18 protein-coding genes are annotated in these 18,578 nt (G+C 67.4%); 12 read left to right on the plus strand and 6 right to left on the minus strand.

What is annotated here, in order from left to right:
• The 4 genes from RJT68_RS13770 to glmS all read left to right on the plus strand — a co-directional run bounded on the left by RJT68_RS13770 (position 1) and on the right by glmS (position 4,197).
• Positions 1-1,152: a saccharopine dehydrogenase family protein gene (locus tag RJT68_RS13770; protein ID WP_407037134.1), complete on the plus strand. Its 1,152-nt coding sequence runs from the start codon at positions 1-3 to the stop codon at positions 1,150-1,152.
• Positions 1,149-2,627, plus strand: a complete 1,479-nt coding sequence (mmsA, locus tag RJT68_RS13775; RefSeq protein WP_407037135.1) for a CoA-acylating methylmalonate-semialdehyde dehydrogenase — start codon at positions 1,149-1,151, stop codon at positions 2,625-2,627. Before RJT68_RS13770 ends, mmsA begins: the two co-directional genes overlap by 4 nt.
• A gap of 251 nt (positions 2,628-2,878) precedes the next feature.
• Entirely contained in the window at positions 2,879-3,589 is a 711-nt protein-coding gene (locus RJT68_RS13780; protein ID WP_407037136.1) for a phosphoribosyltransferase family protein, read from the plus strand.
• Positions 3,590-3,747: 158 nt separating this feature from the next.
• Positions 3,748-4,197 (plus strand): methylaspartate mutase subunit S, encoded by a 450-nt coding sequence (gene glmS, locus RJT68_RS13785; RefSeq protein ID WP_407037137.1) that lies wholly within the window; start codon positions 3,748-3,750, stop codon positions 4,195-4,197.
• Between the two features lie 141 nt (positions 4,198-4,338).
• Here the strand turns inward: glmS and pdhA are convergent, their stop codons facing one another.
• The 3 genes from pdhA to RJT68_RS13800 form a co-directional block, all read right to left on the minus strand.
• Positions 4,339-6,474: a pyruvate dehydrogenase (acetyl-transferring) E1 component subunit alpha gene (gene pdhA / locus RJT68_RS13790; RefSeq protein WP_407037138.1), complete on the minus strand. Its 2,136-nt coding sequence runs from the start codon at positions 6,472-6,474 to the stop codon at positions 4,339-4,341.
• Positions 6,475-6,682: 208 nt separating this feature from the next.
• Complete coding sequence (locus tag RJT68_RS13795; protein ID WP_407037139.1) at positions 6,683-7,273, minus strand: 50S ribosomal protein L15e; 591 nt, start codon at positions 7,271-7,273, stop codon at positions 6,683-6,685.
• A gap of 630 nt (positions 7,274-7,903) precedes the next feature.
• Positions 7,904-8,824 carry an RIO1 family regulatory kinase/ATPase domain-containing protein gene (locus tag RJT68_RS13800; protein ID WP_407037140.1) on the minus strand — a complete coding sequence of 307 codons (921 nt, stop codon included), beginning with the start codon at positions 8,822-8,824 and terminating at the stop codon, positions 7,904-7,906.
• Positions 8,825-9,356: 532 nt separating this feature from the next.
• Between RJT68_RS13800 and RJT68_RS13805 the strand changes: the two genes are divergently transcribed.
• The 4 genes from RJT68_RS13805 (at position 9,357) to RJT68_RS13820 (ending at position 13,003) form a co-directional block, all read left to right on the plus strand.
• Positions 9,357-10,100 carry a hypothetical protein gene (locus RJT68_RS13805; RefSeq protein WP_407037141.1) on the plus strand — a complete coding sequence of 248 codons (744 nt, stop codon included), beginning with the start codon at positions 9,357-9,359 and terminating at the stop codon, positions 10,098-10,100.
• A 145-nt stretch (positions 10,101-10,245) separates the two neighbouring features.
• The gene (locus RJT68_RS13810; protein ID WP_407037142.1) at positions 10,246-11,082 is read left to right on the plus strand and encodes a lipoate--protein ligase family protein; all 837 of its coding nucleotides are present in this window, start codon (positions 10,246-10,248) and stop codon (positions 11,080-11,082) included.
• 88 nt (positions 11,083-11,170) lie between these two features.
• The gene (locus RJT68_RS13815) at positions 11,171-12,043 is read left to right on the plus strand and encodes a deoxyribonuclease IV (RefSeq protein ID WP_407040374.1); all 873 of its coding nucleotides are present in this window, start codon (positions 11,171-11,173) and stop codon (positions 12,041-12,043) included.
• 156 nt (positions 12,044-12,199) lie between these two features.
• Positions 12,200-13,003 (plus strand): class I SAM-dependent methyltransferase, encoded by an 804-nt coding sequence (locus tag RJT68_RS13820; protein ID WP_407037143.1) that lies wholly within the window; start codon positions 12,200-12,202, stop codon positions 13,001-13,003.
• Positions 13,004-13,699: 696 nt separating this feature from the next.
• On the opposite strand, the gene RJT68_RS13825 is transcribed toward RJT68_RS13820, so the two are convergent.
• On the minus strand, positions 13,700-14,464 hold the full coding sequence (locus RJT68_RS13825) for a DUF7095 family protein (protein ID WP_407037144.1): 765 nt from the start codon (positions 14,462-14,464) through the stop codon (positions 13,700-13,702).
• A gap of 205 nt (positions 14,465-14,669) precedes the next feature.
• Positions 14,670-15,632 carry a transcription initiation factor IIB gene (locus RJT68_RS13830; RefSeq protein ID WP_407037145.1) on the minus strand — a complete coding sequence of 321 codons (963 nt, stop codon included), beginning with the start codon at positions 15,630-15,632 and terminating at the stop codon, positions 14,670-14,672.
• A gap of 162 nt (positions 15,633-15,794) precedes the next feature.
• Between RJT68_RS13830 and rnhA the strand changes: the two genes are divergently transcribed.
• Both rnhA and RJT68_RS13840 read left to right on the plus strand, forming a co-directional pair.
• Positions 15,795-16,388, plus strand: coding sequence for a ribonuclease HI (gene rnhA / locus RJT68_RS13835; protein ID WP_407037146.1), 594 nt, complete (start codon positions 15,795-15,797; stop codon positions 16,386-16,388).
• Between the two features lie 108 nt (positions 16,389-16,496).
• Positions 16,497-17,120 carry a DUF7108 family protein gene (locus RJT68_RS13840; protein WP_407037147.1) on the plus strand — a complete coding sequence of 208 codons (624 nt, stop codon included), beginning with the start codon at positions 16,497-16,499 and terminating at the stop codon, positions 17,118-17,120.
• A gap of 9 nt (positions 17,121-17,129) precedes the next feature.
• Here the strand turns inward: RJT68_RS13840 and RJT68_RS13845 are convergent, their stop codons facing one another.
• Entirely contained in the window at positions 17,130-17,489 is a 360-nt protein-coding gene (locus RJT68_RS13845; protein WP_407037148.1) for a PadR family transcriptional regulator, read from the minus strand.
• Positions 17,490-17,698: 209 nt separating this feature from the next.
• On the opposite strand from RJT68_RS13845, the gene RJT68_RS13850 reads away from it, so the two are divergent.
• Positions 17,699-18,232: an inorganic diphosphatase gene (locus tag RJT68_RS13850; RefSeq protein WP_407037149.1), complete on the plus strand. Its 534-nt coding sequence runs from the start codon at positions 17,699-17,701 to the stop codon at positions 18,230-18,232.
• A gap of 152 nt (positions 18,233-18,384) precedes the next feature.
• Positions 18,385-18,525, plus strand: a complete 141-nt coding sequence (locus tag RJT68_RS13855) for a hypothetical protein (protein ID WP_407037150.1) — start codon at positions 18,385-18,387, stop codon at positions 18,523-18,525.
• Positions 18,526-18,578 lie beyond the last annotated feature (53 nt).

The raw sequence follows: 18,578 nt of genomic DNA on the forward strand, positions 1-18,578 counted from the left end.
ATGAAGGTCACTGCACTCGGTGGTTGCGGCGCGATGGGGCGAGCCACCTCGCGGGAACTGGCGGAGAACGAGGCGGTCGACGAACTGCTGATCGCGGACGCGGACCTCGAGGCCGCGGATGCGTTCGCCGACGAACTGCGCGGAGACGACCCCGCGGGCGAGATCACGACCGAACGGGTCGACGTGACCGACCAGGATGCGCTCGTGGCCGCGATCGCCGACAGCGAGGTCGTCGCGAACGCGCTCCCGTACGCGTTCAACGTCGACGTGATGGAGGCCTGTCTCGAGGCCGACTGCCATTACCTCGATCTCGGCGGCCTGTACCACAAGACCCGTGAACAGCTCGAACTGGACGAGGCGTTCGACGAGGCGGGGCTAACGGCCGTCCTCGGGATCGGCGCGAGCCCCGGGCTGACGAACGTCGCCGCCGCGCGGGGCGCCGGACGGCTCGACTCGGTGGAGGAGGTCCACATCCGAACCGGCGCGAAAGGCGGCGGCGAGGGATTCGCCTACTCCGCGAAGACGATCCTCGACGAGCTGACCATGGAGCCGGTCGTCTACGAGGACGGCGAGTTCGAGACGCTCGAACCGCTATCGGGTCGAGAGACCTACGAGATGCCCGACCCGGTCGGCGAGGTCGAGGGCTTTCACAGCATCCACTCGGAACTCGCGACGATGCCATACGCGTTCGAGGGCGTCGAAACCGTCGACTTCCGGGTGGCGTTCTCCCCCGACCTGGTGAACATCTGCGAGGTCCTCATCGGGTTGAACCTCACCAGCGAGGAACCCGTCGAGTTCGAGGGGGTCGAGACGAGTCCGCGGGAGTTCCTCGACTGGCACCTCGATCGCCAACCGAAACCGGGCGCCGTCGAGGAGTGGAAGTCCTTCCGCGTGGACGTCCACGGCACCGAGGACGGCGAGCCCGCCCATTACCGCTACGGCGTCGTCGTCGAGTCGCGACTCGAGGACTGGGGGCTGAAGGCGACGGCCGTCTGGACCGGCGTCCCGATGGGCGTCGCGGCCGCGGTCGTCGGCCGCGGCGATGCGCTCGAGACGGGCGCAAAGCCTCCCGAGGAGGCGCTCGACTCCGAGTCGTTCGCGGCCGAACTCGCCGAGCGCGACATCGTGATCGAGGAGGAGCGAGTCGAATGAGCGACCGCACGCCCCGGACCGTCGACAACTACGTCGACGGCGAGTGGGTCGCGCCGACCGGCGACGACTGCGCGACGGTGGCGAACTCGGCGACCGGCGAGGAGATCGCCGAGGTCACCTTCAGCTCGCGGGCGGACGTGGACGTCGCGGCGGCGGCCGCCGTCGGGGCGTACGCGGACTGGCGGACGCAGCCAGTCGAGGCTCGCGTCCAGCCCCTGTTCCGGCTAAAGGCGCTCCTCGAGGACCACCAGGACGAACTCGCCGAGACGATCGTCCGCGAGCACGGGAAGACCTTCGCGGAGGCGCGGGGCGAACTCCGTCGGGGGATCGAGAACGTCGAGGTTGCCTGCGGGATCCCGACGCAGATGCAGGCCGGCACGCTCGCGAGCGCCGCCCCCGGGATCGACGAGAGCGCGGTCCGCCACCCGCTCGGCGTGTTCACCGCCATCACGCCCTTCAACTTCCCCGGGATGATCCCCCTGTGGTTCCTCCCGTACGCGGTCGCGACGGGCAACGCGTTCGTCCTCAAGCCCAGCGAACGGACCCCGCTGACGGCCGCGCACATCGCCGAGCTCGTCGACCGGGCCGGCTTCCCCGACGGGCTGGTGAACGTCGTCAACGGCGGCGCGGAGACGGCGAGCGCGCTGTTGACCCACGACGACGTCGTCGGCGCGTCGTTCGTCGGCTCGACGCCGGTAGCGAGATCCGTCTACGAGACCGCCGCGGCCCACGGCAAACGCGTTCAGGCCCAGGGCGGCGCGAAGAACCACATTATCGTTAGCGACTCGGCGGATCTCGAGTTCGCCGTCGAGCAAACCGTCGGCTCGGCGTTCGCGAACACGGGCCAGCGGTGTCTCGCCAACCCCGTCGCGGTCGTTCACGCGGACGTCTACGACGCGTTCGCCGAGCAGCTGGTCGACCGCATCGGCTCGATGGTCGTCGCCCCCGGCGACGATCCCGACGCTGAGATGGGGCCGATGGTCGGCGAGAGAGACCGCGAACGCGTCCTCGAGTACATCGACGTCGGCCTCGAGGAGGGCGCGACGCTCCTGTACGATGGGCGCGAGCACGGCGTCCCCGACGAGGGTGCGTTCCTCGGGCCGACCGTGTTCGGCGACGCGACGCCCAAGATGCGGATCGTTCGCGAGGAGATCTTCGGCCCCGTCCTCGCGCTGGTACGAGCCACCGACTTCGACGAGGCGCTCGCGATCGTCGAAGAGAGCCGGTTCGGTAACGCGGCGAGCCTCTTCACCGAGCGCGGCCGGGAGGCGAAGCGTTTCCGCCACGAGGTCGACGCGGGGAACCTCGGCGTCAACGTCGGCACCGCCGCGCCGATGGCGTTCTTCCACTTCGGCGGCGCCGGGGAGTCGTTCTTCGGGGACCTTCACGCCCAAGGCGACGACGCGGTCCGCTTCTACACCGACGAGCGGGTGTACATCGAGCGGTGGCCCGATGTCGGGGCCGATTCGGCGTAGAGTGATGGCCGGCGAGCGCTGAACGGACGGCCTCGACTCGATTTTCCGACACCGACCGTCGAACGGGGGTAACTCGCCGCGACGAAAAGCGAACGAAACCCGGCTTACCGGCCGACTGAGTGGCTCGCTCGTTTCGACCGGTCGGCCGGACCTCACACCGTCGGCGCGCGTTCGAGGGTGCACGTTCGTGGTGTTTACACCCGACGCGCCGGATCGAAACCCCCATGTTCGCGGAAGCGTGCGTATCCTCCATGAACAGAGCCGAGAAGGCGGCCCTCCAGTTGCGCGCCGTCGACGTCCTCTGTATGCTCAAGGAGACGCGAACGTACGACGAACTGGCGGAGAAGACCGGTTTGCCGGCCGGCGACCTCAACCGGTACGTCAACGGCCACGTCCTCCCCGGAACCGAGCGCGCCCGGACCGTCGTCGAGGACCTCGGGCGCGAGGCGCTCGTCGAGGAACTCGAGGCGCGCATCCGCGTCGACGAGGACGGCTACGTCGACAACTCGGCGACGGTCTTCGACCAGCCGTTCCTGGACCTCGTCGCGCCCGTCGTCGCCGAGAGCTTCGACTTCGACCGACCCGACCTGGTCCTCACCGCGGCGACCGACGGGATCACCATCGCGGCCTCGCTCGCGAGCTACTACGGCGTTCGCTGCGCGTACGCGAAAAAGCGCAAGGAGACCGCCGTCGAGGAGTTCATCGAGGCCCGCGAGCGCCTCCAGTCGGGGATCGAACTCACCTACTACCTCCCCGAGTCGGCGATCGACGCCGGCGAGTCCGTCCTCGTCGTCGACGACCTCATCCGCTCGGGGGAGACCCAGGAGCTCTTACTCGACATCGTCGAGACGGCGGACGCCGACGTCGCGGGCGTCTTCACGCTCATCGCCGCCGGCGACGACGGGATCGAGCGGGCCCGCGAACGGACCGACGCGCCGGTCGGATCGCTCACCTCGGTCTAGGGGCGCCTCCATCGGACCGGTTTCTTCGCCCTCGCCGACGGGGCGCGTCGGAACGCGGCGTGAACCCTCCGTGTAAAACGTTCTCAACCCTGCGAGCGAATAACACATGATCGATCATTAGGTTTATGTGGTTCCCCGCAGTTCGTTGTGGTACCACCATGACGAAGACCGTCATCCTCGGCGTGATCGGTTCCGACGCGCACGTCGTCGGAATCACGATCCTCGAACAGGCGCTCTCCGCCGCGGGCTTCGACGTGAAGAACCTGGGCGTCCAGACCTCCCAGGAGGAGTTCGTCGAAGCCGCGTCGGCCCACGACGCCGAGGCCGTACTCGTGTCCTCGCTCTACGGTCACGCGGAACAGGACTGCCAGGGCTTCCACGAGCGCATTCTGGAGGTCGACCTCGACGTGCTCACGTACATCGGCGGCAACCTCGCCGTCGGACAGGACGACTTCGAGGAGACCCGCGCGAAGTTCCGCAAACTCGGGTTCGACCGCGTCTTCGACTCCGAGACCGACCCCGAAGACGCCATCGCCGCCCTGCGCGCCGACCTCGACGTCCGCCCGCCCGAGGAGGAACGCGACGAACGCCACACCGTCTCGGCCTGATCGGCCCCCAGGAGTTCCGTTTTCGCCGGTTCGACGACCCCTCGAGCCGCGCGTCCGTTCGCGACCCCCGACTCCGTCGTTTTCGACGCGCTCGCGATCGCACCACTCCACTCACGGCAGCGGGTTCGCCGCCTCACCGGCTCACGCAGAGAGGACCCGCTCGAGGGCCGCTCGAACCCGGTCGGCGCCCGGACGGTAGGCCTCCTCCCGGCCCGGCAGCGGGACGGGGACGTCGTAGCCGGTGACGCGCTCGATCGGCGCCTCGAGGTACCACATCGCCTCGTCGGAGATGCGCGCGGCGAGTTCGCCGGCGAAACCGCCCGTCCGCGGCGCCTCGTGGACGACGACGCAGCGCCCGGTCTTTCGGACCGACTCGAGCACCGTCTCGGTGTCGAGCGGGCTGATCGACCGGAGGTCGATGACCTCGATCGAAGCGTCGACGGCGTCGGCCGCGCGCTCGGCTTCCCGGACCATCGCGCCCCAGGCGAGCAGCGTCGCGTCCTCGCCCTCCCGAACGGTCCGCGCCTCGCCGAGCGGGACGACGTACTCCTCCGGAACCGGCCGCCGGGTCGCCCGGTACAGCGCCATCGGCTCGAGGAAGAGGACGGGATCGGGGTTTCGGATCGCCGACCGTAGGAGCCCCGCCGCGTCCGCCGGCGTCGACGGAATCGCCACCTTGAGTCCGGGCACGTGGGCGTAGCCGGCCTCGTAGCTCTCGGAGTGGTGCTCGAGGGCCTTCACGCCGAGTCCGTACGGCGCCCGAACGACCATCGGACAGGTGATCTTCCCGCGCGATCGACTCCGCATCCGCGAGACGTGCTGGAGGATCTGGTCGAACGCCTGGAAGGTGAAGCCGGCGAACTGGATCTCCGCGACGGGGCGGTAGCCCGCCGCGGCGAGGCCGACGCCCAGGCCGACGATCCCCGCCTCGGCGACCGGCGCGTCGTGAACCCGACCGGGGAAGGCGTCGAGCAACCCCTGGGTCGCCCGGAACACGCCGCCGTCGACGCCGACGTCCTGGCCGTAGACGAGCACGTCCTCGTCGGCCTCCATCTCCGCGTGGAGCGTCGACCGGATCGCCTCGACCATGTTTCGCCGCTCGGCCCCCTCGAGGTCCTCCGGGTCGAGCGTCTCGACGCCGCCGTCGCCCCGGGCCGTGCTGGGCCCGTCACCTCCGGAGGCGACTTCGGCCGCGGGCGCCACCTCGAATTCGGACCCGGTCGCAAACGCCTCCCGCTGGCGCTCCATGTACTCGGGCGGCTCCCCGTACGCGTTGTCGAACATGTCGACGGGATCGGCGTTCGCCGCCGTCTCGCGGGCGGCCTCGAGCGCCTCCGCGAGTTCGTCCTCGATCTCCGCCTCGAGGTCGGCGATCGTCTCGTCGTCGAGGAGGTCGCGCTCGCGGAGGTAGGTCTCGAAGCGCAGGATGGGATCGAGCGGCTCCCACTCCATCTCCTCGTCGGTGGTCCGGTAGACGGAGGGATCGTCCGCGGTCGTGTGCATCCCCCGCCGGTAGGTCGTCGCCTCGATCAGCGTCGGGACGCCCCGTCGGGCGCGCTCGAGGGCCTCCTTCGCGACCGCGTAGACGCCGAGGACGTCGTTCCCGTCGACCTGAACCCCCTCGATGCCCGCGGCGACGGCCTTCTGAGCCAGCGTCGCCGCGCGGGTCTGTTTCGACAGCGGCGTCGAGATGGCGTACTGGTTGTTCTGACACAGGAAGACGGTCCGGGCCCCGTAGACGCCCGCGAGGTTCATCGCCTCGTACACCTCGCCCTCGCTGGTCGCCCCGTCGCCGAAGAAGGTCAGCGCGACCGAGTCGGACCCGTTCAGCGCCTCCGCCCAGCCGATGCCGACGGCGTGGAGCGGCTGTGAGCCGACGGCGATCGACGGCGGCATGATCCGCGAGCCCTCGGGGGGCTCGCCGCCCTCCTCGTACCCCATGGCGTACTCGAACATCGACTGCGGCGATCCCCCCAGCGCGAGCGACGCCGGGTGCTCCCGGAACGACGGGACCACCCAGTCGTCGTCCGAGAGCGCGCCGACGGCCCCCACCTGGGCGGCCTCCTGCCCCAGCGCGGGCGCGAACGTCCCCAGCTCCCCCCGCCGCTGGAGGGCGATCGCCCGGTGGTCGAGCCGACGCGACCGCTTCATCGCCCGGTACCACTCGAGCAGCCGCTCGTCGTCGAGGTCGGGTTCGAGGGACTCGTCGACCGTCCCGGACTCGTCGAGCACCTGGACGCGGTCGACGGAGAACTCGGCGACCCGTGATCGTGGCATACGGGCCGTACCACGGTCGACCACTTAGTGTACGGTGTGGCGCTCGCGGGGTCTACACGCCGCCTGGGTGGAAAAGCGAGGCCTCCACTCGCGCGACGCTTCGACCGCACCCCCGATCGGTCCTCGGCGGGATCCAGCGTCGCGACTCGAGGTGCGGACCGATCGAAGAACGATCTCGAAACGAAACTGGTCGAAACGCCCGCTGGCGTTACTTCGCGCGGCCCTGACCGCCGTTGTTCGACGGTCGGACCTTCTCGGCGCCCTTGCCGCGGGTGCGCAGGCCGCGGTTGGACTTGCCCGCGTTGGTCAGCCCGCGGAAGGCGCGGTTGGTCTGGGAGTCGTCGCAGATCCAGTTGAGATCGTCGTCGTTCTGGATCGCGGGGTGGTTCGGGTCCACGAGGATCGCTTCGAACCACTTCTGGGAGCCGTCCTCCCCGACCCAGTAGCTGTTGAGCACCTCGAGGTTCGGGTACTTTCGGGCGACTCGTTCTTCGCCGATGCGCTGGATGTTCTTCCGGCGGCCGATGCGGTTGACGCCCTGACGCTTCGACCGGCGGCCGGCCTTGAAGCGCTGCTTGCGGGCGGTCCCCTTGCGCACGGCGACGCGCGCGACGACGATGCCCTGCTTGGCCTTGTAGCCGAGTTCGCGGGCCTTGTCCAGCCGGGTCGGGCGCTCGATGCGCTCGATGGCGCCCTGTTTGCGCCACTCCTGCTTTCGCTGCCACTGCAGTTCGCCGAGCTTCCCGTCGCCCGGGGTCTTCCATGCCTCCTTGATGTGGGAGTAGAAGCTTCGTGCCATCGTGTTCACCTGCGGGCGTTTCCTGGTTCAATCCGACAATCCGGATCACATCCCGACCTGCGACGCGAGGCGTCGAGCAGGCGCCCGCCGATGCCCGCGGACCGGCGAGTCGTTCGAACGTAGCCAACTCGCTCGTATAAGCGCTTCGAAGCGTCGAACGGACAGACCGGTAGCAAGGCGGCGGCGCGTCGTTCGTGGCCACATCCGGACGAACCGCGAACCCGAGCGGGTAGAACACTGCCTGTCGAACGAGGTATCACGGTCTCGAGGGACGCTGTTCGCTGGCGCTCGACCTCGAGCGCGACCGTCAGGTGCCGATCGCACATCTCCGGTCGGATGCGAGAGCCCCTCGAGCGGCCGACCTCAAGGAGATCTTCGTCGTATCCCGACCAACCTCACGGAATTCGATATAGCACCGAGGGGTTTGTTGGTGAGTTCGCCGGCCAAGGCTCGATCTGTTGCAAGGCGCCTCAAACCGGAGAAAACGGCGAATAGACCCGGACGCCGGACGGTAACAACCCGTCGCAGAACGACAACTGCCTTCAATACCGCGCGTGAGCTCTAAACGAATACGGCGGCCCATCCCCGCTCGACGTCACAGCGGTCCGTAGCTGGGCCCGTCGTGGGACTTCACTCGAGGGCCGCTCCGATCGCCTCGAGCGACTCGAACGATCCGTCCTCGATGGCCGCCGCGAGGTCGTCGGCTGGGAGCTCGTCGGGAACGTTCCGGGGGTACTTTCGCCGGAAGTAGCCGAGCAGGTTCCGCAGATCCCGGCGCAGGAACTCCGGGGCGTTCTCGTGGTCGGTCGGCACCGCCTGGGGCCAATCGAAGATGGTCACGCCCGACTCGCCGACGAAGACATTGTACTCGCTCATGTCCGCGTGGACGAATCCGTTCCCGTACGCGCGCGCGAGTTCGGAGACGAGCAACTCGAGCACGCCGAGGACCTGCCAGTCCTCGAGTTTCGCGCGGGAGAGTTCGACGCCGTCCATCTTCTCCATGACGATGGCGTGGCGGTTCTGGCCGATCGGTCGGGGAACCGAGACGTCGGGGTAGAGCTCCTCGAGGGTGTCGTGTTCGCGTTCCGCGGCCTTCCGCGCCGTGTACATCCACGAGACGTGGCGGTTTTCCGAGGTGTAGTCCCGTTCCTTGTTGACCTCCCGAAAGTTCGTGTACCCCTCGCGGTGGTACTTCAGCGCGAGCGGCTTGTAGGATTTGACCTCGTAGACGTCGCTCTCCTTTCCCACCCCCAGGGGGGAGCCGAACTCGGCGATAGTGTCCCGTTCGACCAGCGCCCGCAGCGCGAGGGCGTCGTAGCCCTCGAACTGCAGGGTGTACCCCTCGTACTGGATGGTCTTCTTCTCGATCAGCCCGCGCTTGAGACAGCGCTCGAGTCGGTACTCCACCTCCTCGTCGGTCAGCCCCGAGAACTTCGGCAGTTTCTCGCGCTGGACCCACTCCGAGAAGCGCATCCCCTGTTCGACGCCCGATAAGAGGTAGAAGTCTTCCGGCTCGAGTTCCGGGAGCATCCCGGCGACGTTCCGCACCATGGCGCGACGTAGCCGCCGTGCACGTAAAAACGTCGTGACGCGTGATTCGGTGTTCGAGCGACCCCATCGGACAATGCGACGACGCCTCGAGCGCCCCGAGCGAGGGGGAAGTGGCCGATACGGACCCGGATTCGGGCCCAGAGAGCGAACGACGCGAGCGCGCAGGCTGCGTCCGAGCGGGAACGGAGCGCCGCTCATAAATCGAATACTGCGATAGTAAATCGGCACGCAGCCGACGGGCCGGCGTCGGCGGGACCCCTTCGAGAAGCCGTCTCGGCTCCGTTCACGGGAGATTGGCCGACGGCGAGGTGGTGAGAACGTTCCGGCCTCGGTCGAGTGAGTCGAGCGAGCCTCCGAACCGACGACGCAGACCGGGAGGCATCGATCGCGCGCCTATAAAGGTAAACTTCCAGACAATCACATCCTGTTAACCCGAAAATTTTGCAGTTTTGCACACTGAGGGGCGATAACCCAAGTTTCGGACACGTATTTGTAGTACTACATATATCGTCTCAGGGCGCGTACTCTGCGTATGGTCTTTCACATCACCGACGCGATGGCCGACGGATTCGACCGACTCCGCGAACGAAACGGGCTCATCCTGGTCGCCGTCTTCGCGGTCCTCGCGGTGCTCAACGGACTGCTCGCTCGGCCACCCGTCGAGTCGATGGGCGCCGACGGCGTTCCCGCGACGCCGATCGTTCTCGTCTCCGGAATCCTCTCGATCGTCCTCGCCGTCGCGACGCTCGTCGCCGTCGTCGTCGCGCTCAGAACGTTCGCCTCCGAGGAGACCGAGACCGTTCCTCGGGAATTCCTCCGACGGAACATCGGAGCCGTCACGCTCAACGTCTTCGTCGGTGCGATCGTCTTCGCGCTCGTCGTCGCGGTCGGGAGCGCCTTCCTGCTCATCCCCGGACTGTTCGCGCTCGTCAGTCTCTACTACTGGGCCGTCTACGTCGCGGTCGAAGACCAGAACTTCGTTCGCGCGTTCCGCAGTAGCTGGACGCTCACGGGGGGAAGCCGCCTGCGCCTGTTCGGACTCGGCGTCGCCGTGTTCGCGGTGGGGGTCGGCGTCACGGTCGCCGGCGCGATCCCCGCGGTCATCGTCGGCGCGATCCTCGGTGACGCGGCCGGGTTCGCCCTCGCGCAACTCGTCGGCGCCTTCGTCACCGTGTACGGCCTCGCGACAACCGCGCGAGCGTTCGACCAGCTCTCGAGACTCGAGCCGATCGGCGAGACGGAGCCGCGCCCCGATCTTCCGGGCACGCCGTCGTAGGCGCGCTCCGGATCGTCGCTCGACCGCCGAACGGCGGGGGTGGATCTCGGCCGCCTGACCCGGCATCACGCTGTCGGGACGGAGCGCCGGTCCCGCTCGGGCGAGCGGCGGAACCACTAACCCGATCGCCGACGACCGAACGGGTATGACCGACCGCGACCAGGTCGCCGCCCTCGCCGACCGCGAGTGGCGGCTCATCAGGGACGACCCCCGCGACGGGGCGACGCAAATGGCGCTCGAGGAAATCGCCGCGGAGACCGCCCTGCGCGACGACGTGCGCACGGTTCGGGTCTACTCGTGGGAGCCGAGCACGCTCTCGATGGGGTACGGCCAGAAATCGGAGACGGTCGACTGGGACTACTGCGAGCGCGAGGGGATCGGCGTGACCCGGCGCCAGACCGGCGGCGGCGGCATCTACCACGATCGGCACGCCGACATCTCCTACACGATCGTCGCGCCGGCCGCGGAGGTTCCGGGCAACCTGATGGACTGTTACGAACTGTTTTGTCAACCCGTTCTCGAGGGGTTCTCGCGGATGGGCGTCGACGCCGAGTTCGCCGACCGCGAGCAGGAATCGATCTACCACCCCTCGTGTTACCTCCGGGACATCAACCCGGCCCACGACGTCGTCGTCGACGGCGCGAAGATCAGCGGCAACGCCCAGTACCGCCAGCGCGACGTCGTCATCCAGCACGGCTCGCTGAGCTACGACCTCGAGCCAACCCGCCACCTCGGGGTCTTCTCGGGTCACGACCTCGAGGAGTCGACGTTCACCGACCGCGTGACGAGCATTCGCGCCGAAATCGGAATCGACCGCGAGGAGGCCGTGCGAGCGCTCGAGGACGCGCTCGCCGACTGGTGCGACGCCGAGGAGGGGTCGTGGCGGGACGAGGAACTCGAGGCGGCCGCTGACCTCGCCGAGCGCAAGTTCGGCGCCGACTCGTGGGTCCGAGAGCGGGAGGTGCTCGAGGCGAGCGGGTGAGTTGGGCGCCGACGGTCCGGGTCGCCGTCGGCAAACGTCCCAACCCGAAGTACCTATCACGGACCGGTACTGACGGTGATTCATGACCCTGAAGGTCGGCGCACACGTTTCGATCTCCGGTTCGCGCGTGTCCTCGGACGAGGAGACGCCGCCGTACGACGATGTCCGCAACGCGGTCCACCGACAGGTGGCCTTCGGCGGCAACTGCGGGCAGATCTTCACCACATCTCCACAGGTCTGGCAACAGCCCGATATCGGCGACGAGGCCGCGGAGGGCTTCCGCGCGGAGACCGATGAGAAACTCGAGGGCCCGTGGGTGATCCACTCGGCGTACCTCGTCAACCTCTGCACCCCGAAAGAGGACCTCCGGCGCAAGTCGAAGGAGAGCCTGCAGGCGGAACTCGACGCCGCGGAGCGCCTGGGGATTCCGTACGTCAACGTCCACCTGGGGGCCCACACGGGCGCGGGCGTCGAGGGCGGCCTCGACAACGCCGCGGGCGTGATCGACGACCTCGAGATCCCAGACGGCGTCCGGTTGCTCATCGAGTCCGACGCCGGCAGCGGCACGAAGTTGGGCGGCGAGTTTTCGCACCTCGCGGGCATCATCGACCGCACCGAGGCCGACATCGGCATCTGCATCGACACCGCCCACACGCTCGTCGCGGGCAACGACCTCACGACGCCCGAGGCGGTCGACGAGACCGTCGGACGGTTCGACGACGAGATCGGCCTCGAGCACCTCGAGTACCTGCACCTCAACGACTCGAAACACGACGTGGGCACCCACAAGGACGAGCACGCCCACATCGGCGAGGGCTACATCGGCGAGGACGGCATGAAGGCAATCGTGAACCACCCCGACCTGCGCGACCTGCCGTTCGCCCTCGAGACGCCCACCGAGGACGGGCGCGGCTTCGCGTGGAACATTCAGAAGGTCAAGGAGCTGCGCGACTCGGAGTGAGCGTCGCGAACGAGAGTCGCGAGCGTTCGAGCGGCGAGCGACTCGGGTCGTGAGCTGCGAGAGGACGAGGAGTCGTTCGGCGAGTAGGTCGAACTCGCTCGAGGAACGGAGCGAAAACCGACCCGCTTTTACTCGATTCGTCCGTACGCTTCGGCCGTGCGAGCGTTCTCCGAAACCTACCTCTCCCGGACGCGCCGAGGCATGTGGGACGACTCCCGCGAGGCCCTCGAGCCGCTTTCCCTCGAGTCTCGAACGCGGATCCTCGACGTCGGCTGCGGCACCGGCGAGTTGAGCGGCGTGCTCGCCGCGGAGTGTTCGGGCCAGGTGATCGGCTGCGACGCCGACCCGCGGCTGCTCGCGGTCGCCCGCGAGCGACTCGGGGGGCGGGTCGTCGCCGGCGACGCGCTCCGACTGCCGTTTTCCGACGACGCGTTCGACCTCGTCGTCTGCCAGGCGCTGCTGATCAACCTCGCGGAGCCCGCGAACGCGCTCTCGGAGTTCGCCCGCGTCTCGAGCGACCTCGTCGCGGCGATCGAACCCGACAACGGGGCCGTCGACGTGGACTCGAGCGTCGACGCCGAACCCTCGCTCGAGGCGCGGGCGCGCCGGGCGTATCTCGAGGGCGTCTCGACCGACGTCACCCTCGGCGCCGACGCCCGCGACGCCTTCGAGGAAGCGGGCCTCGAAGTGCTCGAGACGCGCCGGTACGACCACGAGCGAACGGTCGAACCGCCCTACGGCGAGGCGGCGCTGACCGCGGCGCGGCGGAAGGCGACCGGCGCGGGGCTGGCCGACGATCGAGCGACGATGCTCTCGAGCGAGTTGACGCCCGACGGGTACGACGAACTACGGAGCGAGTGGCGCGAGATGGGCCGGGACGTGATCGACCAGATGCGCGATCGGACCTACCGGCGGACGGAGACGGTGCCGTTTTTCGTGACCGTCGGGCGGGTTCCGTGAGCATTTCTCGAATGCGATCGATTGAGGTGCGATGTGTATCAGTTGGGGATGGAAGGTGTCCTCTTTGAGTCAGGTATCGTCAAATGATAGCTAGCGCATCAAGTGCTGGTACAAATACGGTGAAAGCCACCGGCCGGCTCGAGCTACGAAAGACGCAAGCGTCTTTCGAGCATCGCGAACGCTTCGCGTTCGCTCAACCGATCGGTCCCTTTCAGTCCACCCAGACAGCCTCACCCTCCCCAGCCGCCTCGTTCGCTCGTTTCACTCGCTCACTCGTCCCTCGCGAGTGGGTGAGTCGGCCTCACCGATTTCGGTGAGGCCGACTCACCAGCGCGCCAGTGACCACGGCCGGGAGCGCGTGCCCGCGCCGGTTCGGCGCGGGGCGCGCGACCCAACGGAAGACGCGAAGCGTCTTCCGAGCATCGCGAACGCGGAGCGTTCGCTCAACGGGGAAGGGCAGGTACCTGGCGGACTGAAAGGGCGAGCTGCCGTCGAGTTCGCTCAGGCGCCCCTATCCGAACGGAGTGAGGGTATCCGGCTGAGCGGGCTCGAGGGTGGTGAGGGCTTTCGTCGTGTTCATGTTGGTTGGCAGTTCGAACGAAACGACGAGAAACAATCATCCTTTCTGTGAGTTACATCGCAGATGAATCGATCAGCTCGAGGACGACCCGAAAATGGAAGCTGAGAAATCGACGCTCAGACCACGTCGCCCCGAATCGTCACGCCCTCCTGGTCGTCGCGCCAGGCGTGGACCTCCTTCGCGGCCGTCTCGGCCTCCGACTCGTCCATGCCGAGCATCTCGAGGGCGTCCGACAGCGTCGGCATCGCGAAGGCGCTCTCGCGGAGCTTTCTGAACGCCTCGTCGCTGCGAGTGCCGTCGACCCACAGGCAGACGCCGCGGGGGTCGAGCAACTGAGTGTAGTCCTCGCGCATCCGGGCGCCGCGCAGGCGCTGGGTGACGTTGTCCTCGAAGGAGGCGTTGCACACCTCGAGGTGGATCGACGCGCCGTCACCGGATTTTCGGCGGTCGTCACCTTCGAGGAGGTGGGCGGCGAGGCACTTCTCGGGGGCGACGTGACCGTTCGCGTTCGCGCGGACGTACTCGGGGTGCTCGTCGGCCCAGTCGGCGCGGACGGACTTGCCGACGCCGCGGACGCCGTAGGCCTCGAAGAACTCCTCGTCGCGCTCGGGCGCGTCGCGCATCAGGACGTCCTTGGTGAGGTAGACGTCCAGCCGGTCGATCGGATCGAGGCCGAGCGCGAGGTCCCCGAAGACCCACACCTCGCGGACGGGGACGGGCATCCGCTCGGACTCGACGGCGTCGACGAGGCGCTCGAGGCGGTCGACGGCCGCCTCCCGGGAGAGGGCGCCGGCGTCGGCACCCTCGGCCGCGGCGGTCCCGGCACTCGAGTCCGTCCGGTCGTCGGCGCTGCGGTCGGCCGCGCCGTCGGGGTCGCTCATCGCCCGAAATCAGGGGAGCGGGACGGAAAACGGTTTCTCGTCGGGGGCGAGGTCGCGACGCGCGAGGCGGATCGCGCGACAGCGATCGAGCGTCGCCTCGGCGCGGACGGGTCGCCACTCGAGCGGTAGCGCGTCGGTCCGCGGACGGGGCTCGGGGACGGCGGAGCGCGATAAAAAGTGGACGTGAACGGTGGACCGACGGCGTTCAGCCGTGGATGCCCATCGCTTCGATCTGTTCCTGGTACCGGTTGCGGATCGTCACTTCGGTGACCTGCGCGACGTCGGCGACTTCTCGCTGTGTCTTCTTCTCGTTACAGAGCAGTGAAGCGGCGTAAATCGCGGCCGCGGCGTACCCGGTCGGCGACTTCCCCGAGAGGAGGCCCTCCTCGGCCGTCTTCTCGATGATCTCGTTGGCCTTGGTCTGGACTTCCTCGGAGAGTTCCAGTTCAGAACAGAAGCGCGGGACGTACTTTTTCGGATCGACCGGTCGCATCTCGAGGCCCAGTTCCTGCGAGATGTACCGATAGGTCCGACCGATCTCCTTGCGTTCGACGCGTGAGACTTCCGAGATCTCCTCGAGGGAGCGCGGGATTCCCTCCTTGCGACAGGCGGCGTAGAGCGCCGACGTCGCGACGCCTTCGATCGAGCGACCGCGGATCAGGTCCTCCTTGAGCGCGCGTCGGTAGATGACCGACGCGACCTCGCGGACCGATCGGGGCACACCCAGTGCGGAGGCCATCCGGTCGATTTCCGAGAGCGCGAACTGCAGATTTCGCTCGCCGGCGTCCTTGGTTCGGATCCGCTCTTGCCACTTGCGCAACCGGTGCATTTGGCTGCGCTTCTTCGAGGAGATCGAACGACCGTAGGCGTCTTTGTCCTTCCAGTCGATCGTCGTCGTCAGCCCCTTGTCGTGCATCGTCTGGGTCGTCGGGGCGCCGACGCGCGACTTCTGTTGCCGTTCCTGGTGGTTGAACGCCCGCCACTCAGGGCCGGGGTCGATTTTTTCTTCTTCCACGACGAGCCCACAGTCTTCACAGATGAGCTCACCCCGGTCGGAGTCCTTGACGAGATTGTCCGATTCACACTCGGGACAGGCACGCACCCCTTCCTGATCCTCGGTCTCGTCCGTCTCACGCATTCGCTCCCGCTGGCGGGTGGACCGTGTCATCGCACTTTTATAGTAGTATCACCAAGGTATATAAATCCTTGGGAAGCGTTTTGCGTCCGAGACGCTAATACGCCGAAAATAGGCAGTACGGGCCGTCAGAGACGAAGTTTACGTACGAGAACCAGAAACGTTTTATCCGGTTCCGGGCGATTTCGGGAACGAATGCCGGTCATCGAATGCGACGTCGAGGCGGCGCGAGAGCGGCTCGAGAACGCGGGCGTGTCGGTCGAGTCCGGGAACACCGACCACGAGCGCTGGCGGGCGACCCGCGGCGACGCGACGGCCGTCGCCTACGACGAGAAGGTCGTAATCCAGGGCGCCCGCCCGCGAGACCTCGAGTCGCTCCTGCGCGACGGCGGCGGGCGCGCGTACGTCTACTTCGACGGCGGCTCGCGAGGGAACCCGGGACCGGCGGGCATCGGCTGGGTGATCGTCTCGAGCGACGGCATCGTCGACGAGGGCGGGGAAGCGATCGGTCGCGCGACGAACAACCAGGCGGAGTACGAGGCCCTGATCGCCGGCCTCGAGGCCGCGCACGACTACGGCTTCGACGAGATTCACGTCCGCGGCGATTCGGAGCTGATCGTCAAGCAGATCCGCGGCGAGTACAACACGAACAACCCGGAGCTGCGGGAACGGCGCGTGACCGCCCACGAACTCCTCTCCTCGTTCGACGAGTGGACGATCGAGCACGTCCCCCGCGACGTCAACGAGCGGGCAGACGAGCTGGCGAACGAGGCGATGGACCGCGCCTGAATCACCGAGCGGGCGACGCCCCCTCGAGTTCCCGAGAGCGGCCCCCGAAACCGACCGCCGGATCAGCAACGGGAAAGTTCTCGAGCCCGTAGCCGACGCCGAGTCACCATGCACGATTCGAACGACCTCGAGGGGGACGACCCCGGGACCGCTCGAGACGACGACGCCGACGCGGAACTTCCGCGCGAGGTCGTCGAGGAGGCCGAGCGGCTGACGCGGCTGGCCCGCAGCGCCGTCGACGAGGCCGAGCGCGAGGCCCACGAGCGCCGGCGGGCGAACGTGCTCTCGGAGTTCGAGTTCACGGCCCGCGTCCGCGAGGACGACGGAAACGAAGTGCTCGTGCTCCACCCCGCCGAGTGGCGAGAGGACGGCGTGATCCGCACCGACCGCATCGACGACCTCTCGCGCGCGGTGGAAATCCCCCTCGACGGGCCCGACGACCCCGACGACTGGGAGGCCGTCGACGAGCGCAACCGCGACCTCGTGGCCGCGGTGCGCGAGGTCCACGGCGACGTCCACGGCGACACCGCGGCGGCGCTCGCGGACTTCATGAGCAACCACTACGCGAAACCGATCGAGTCGGCGACGGGGGAAGAACTGACGGAGTTCTGCACGGAGTACTTCGTTCGCAACGCGTGGCCGTCGCTCGAACAGCGAGAAAAACTCGAGGAATCGATCCGACGCGTTTTCGAGACGGCCGGCCGCAACGTGCCCGGTTTTCGCGCGCGGTAGCGCGTCGGTTCAGTAGCTCTCGTCGACGATCTCGCGGATCTCGTCGGCGCGCTCCTCGCCCGTGACGACCTTCGAGAGCGTCCAGCTGATGCCGTCGAGGACGGCCGCGTAGCCGTCGTCGGTCAGCGAGTACTGGTTGGTCCGCTTGTCGAGTTCGCTCTTCTCGACGAGGCCGAGGTCGACGAGTTCGTCGAGGTTCGGGTAGAGACGGCCGTGGTTCACCTCGGTCCCGTAGTAGTCCTCGAGTTCTCGCTTGATCGCGAGCCCGTACATCGGCTCCTTCGCGAGGATGACGAGGATGTTGTTCTGGAACGCGGTCAATTCGCGTGCGATGCTCTGTTCGCCGGTGATTGATTGTGCCTCTGACATAGCTGTGCAAATGTCACCAAACTATTTAAGACTTGCTAACTATTCGCTCGGGGTTGCCGATCAGACCGTTCCTGACCGTTTCCGGCGTACCGTCGCGCGGGTCGGGTGCGCCACGCGGACGTCCGACAATCGCGCGTCTGGTCGCCATCGTACGGAATTGACACTCGATTACGAAAGTACTTTTTGATCGACCGACGACGATCCAGTGTATGGTCAATCTTTGGGAAGACCTCGAGACGGGACCGAACCCGCCGGAAGAGATCTACGCAGTCGTGGAGTGTCTCAAGGGCGAGCGCAACAAGTACGAGTACGACAAGGACATCCCGGGCGTGATGCTCGACCGCGTGCTCCACTCGAACGTCCACTATCCGAGCGACTACGGCTTCATCCCGCAGTCGTACTACGACGACGAGGACCCCTTCGACGTGCTCGTCCTCGTCGAGGATCAGACGTTCCCCGGCTGCGTCATCGAAGCGCGCCCCGTCGCGCTCATGAAGATGGACGACGACGGCGAGCAGGACGACAAGGTCATCGCCGTCCCCTCCGAGGACCCCCGATTCGACCACATCGAGGACCTCGAGGACATCCCCCAGCAGACCCGCGACGAGATCGACGAGTTCTTCTCGACCTACAAGAACCTCGAGGAGGGCAAGGAGGTCGAGACGCAGGGCTGGGAGGACAGACAGGCAGCCTACGACGCGATCGAACACGCACAGGACCTCTACGAGGAGCACTTCGGCTGAGCCGCCCGAGGACCGGAACGTCACTCGACGACCGTTTTTTCGTCGACGTCGGCTCGTCGCGAGCGGATACTCGAGAGTTATCTCCCCCGCGACGCGGATGCATTATGAGCATGAGTAATTTTATTGGCGTCGGAGCCGTAGGTCCTCCCGTGATGGTACCCGAACGTATCGACCGTCGGTCGTCGACGTCGGATCGCACCGCCGAGGACCTCGAGTCCGGCGTCGGACTCGCCCACCCCACCGTGGTCCCCACGAACTTCGATCCCGACGCCGCCGACGGGCGTCGGGAGTGACGGCGAGCGTCGTCGGTTCCCCGCGGTGACCGTTCGCCGACGCGGCGCCGTCT

This window comes from Halovalidus salilacus (assembly GCF_031852275.1).
In the GTDB taxonomy this organism is placed as follows: domain Archaea; phylum Halobacteriota; class Halobacteria; order Halobacteriales; family Natrialbaceae; genus Halovalidus; species Halovalidus salilacus.

Coding starts and splice junctions, on each gene's coding strand:
- RJT68_RS13830 (WP_407037145.1), bottom strand. CDS start 15,632: ATGACACGGTCCACCCGCCAGCGGGAGCGAATGCGTGAGACGGACGAG.
- pdhA (WP_407037138.1), bottom strand. CDS start 6,474: ATGCCACGATCACGGGTCGCCGAGTTCTCCGTCGACCGCGTCCAGGTG.
- RJT68_RS13800 (WP_407037140.1), bottom strand. CDS start 8,824: ATGGTGCGGAACGTCGCCGGGATGCTCCCGGAACTCGAGCCGGAAGAC.
- RJT68_RS13840 (WP_407037147.1), top strand. CDS start 16,497: ATGCACGATTCGAACGACCTCGAGGGGGACGACCCCGGGACCGCTCGA.
- RJT68_RS13780 (WP_407037136.1), top strand. CDS start 2,879: ATGAACAGAGCCGAGAAGGCGGCCCTCCAGTTGCGCGCCGTCGACGTC.
- RJT68_RS13850 (WP_407037149.1), top strand. CDS start 17,699: ATGGTCAATCTTTGGGAAGACCTCGAGACGGGACCGAACCCGCCGGAA.
- RJT68_RS13770 (WP_407037134.1), top strand. CDS start 1: ATGAAGGTCACTGCACTCGGTGGTTGCGGCGCGATGGGGCGAGCCACC.
- RJT68_RS13805 (WP_407037141.1), top strand. CDS start 9,357: ATGGTCTTTCACATCACCGACGCGATGGCCGACGGATTCGACCGACTC.
- glmS (WP_407037137.1), top strand. CDS start 3,748: ATGACGAAGACCGTCATCCTCGGCGTGATCGGTTCCGACGCGCACGTC.
- RJT68_RS13810 (WP_407037142.1), top strand. CDS start 10,246: ATGACCGACCGCGACCAGGTCGCCGCCCTCGCCGACCGCGAGTGGCGG.
- mmsA (WP_407037135.1), top strand. CDS start 1,149: ATGAGCGACCGCACGCCCCGGACCGTCGACAACTACGTCGACGGCGAG.
- rnhA (WP_407037146.1), top strand. CDS start 15,795: ATGCCGGTCATCGAATGCGACGTCGAGGCGGCGCGAGAGCGGCTCGAG.
- RJT68_RS13825 (WP_407037144.1), bottom strand. CDS start 14,464: ATGAGCGACCCCGACGGCGCGGCCGACCGCAGCGCCGACGACCGGACG.
- RJT68_RS13855 (WP_407037150.1), top strand. CDS start 18,385: ATGGTACCCGAACGTATCGACCGTCGGTCGTCGACGTCGGATCGCACC.
- RJT68_RS13795 (WP_407037139.1), bottom strand. CDS start 7,273: ATGGCACGAAGCTTCTACTCCCACATCAAGGAGGCATGGAAGACCCCG.
- RJT68_RS13845 (WP_407037148.1), bottom strand. CDS start 17,489: ATGTCAGAGGCACAATCAATCACCGGCGAACAGAGCATCGCACGCGAA.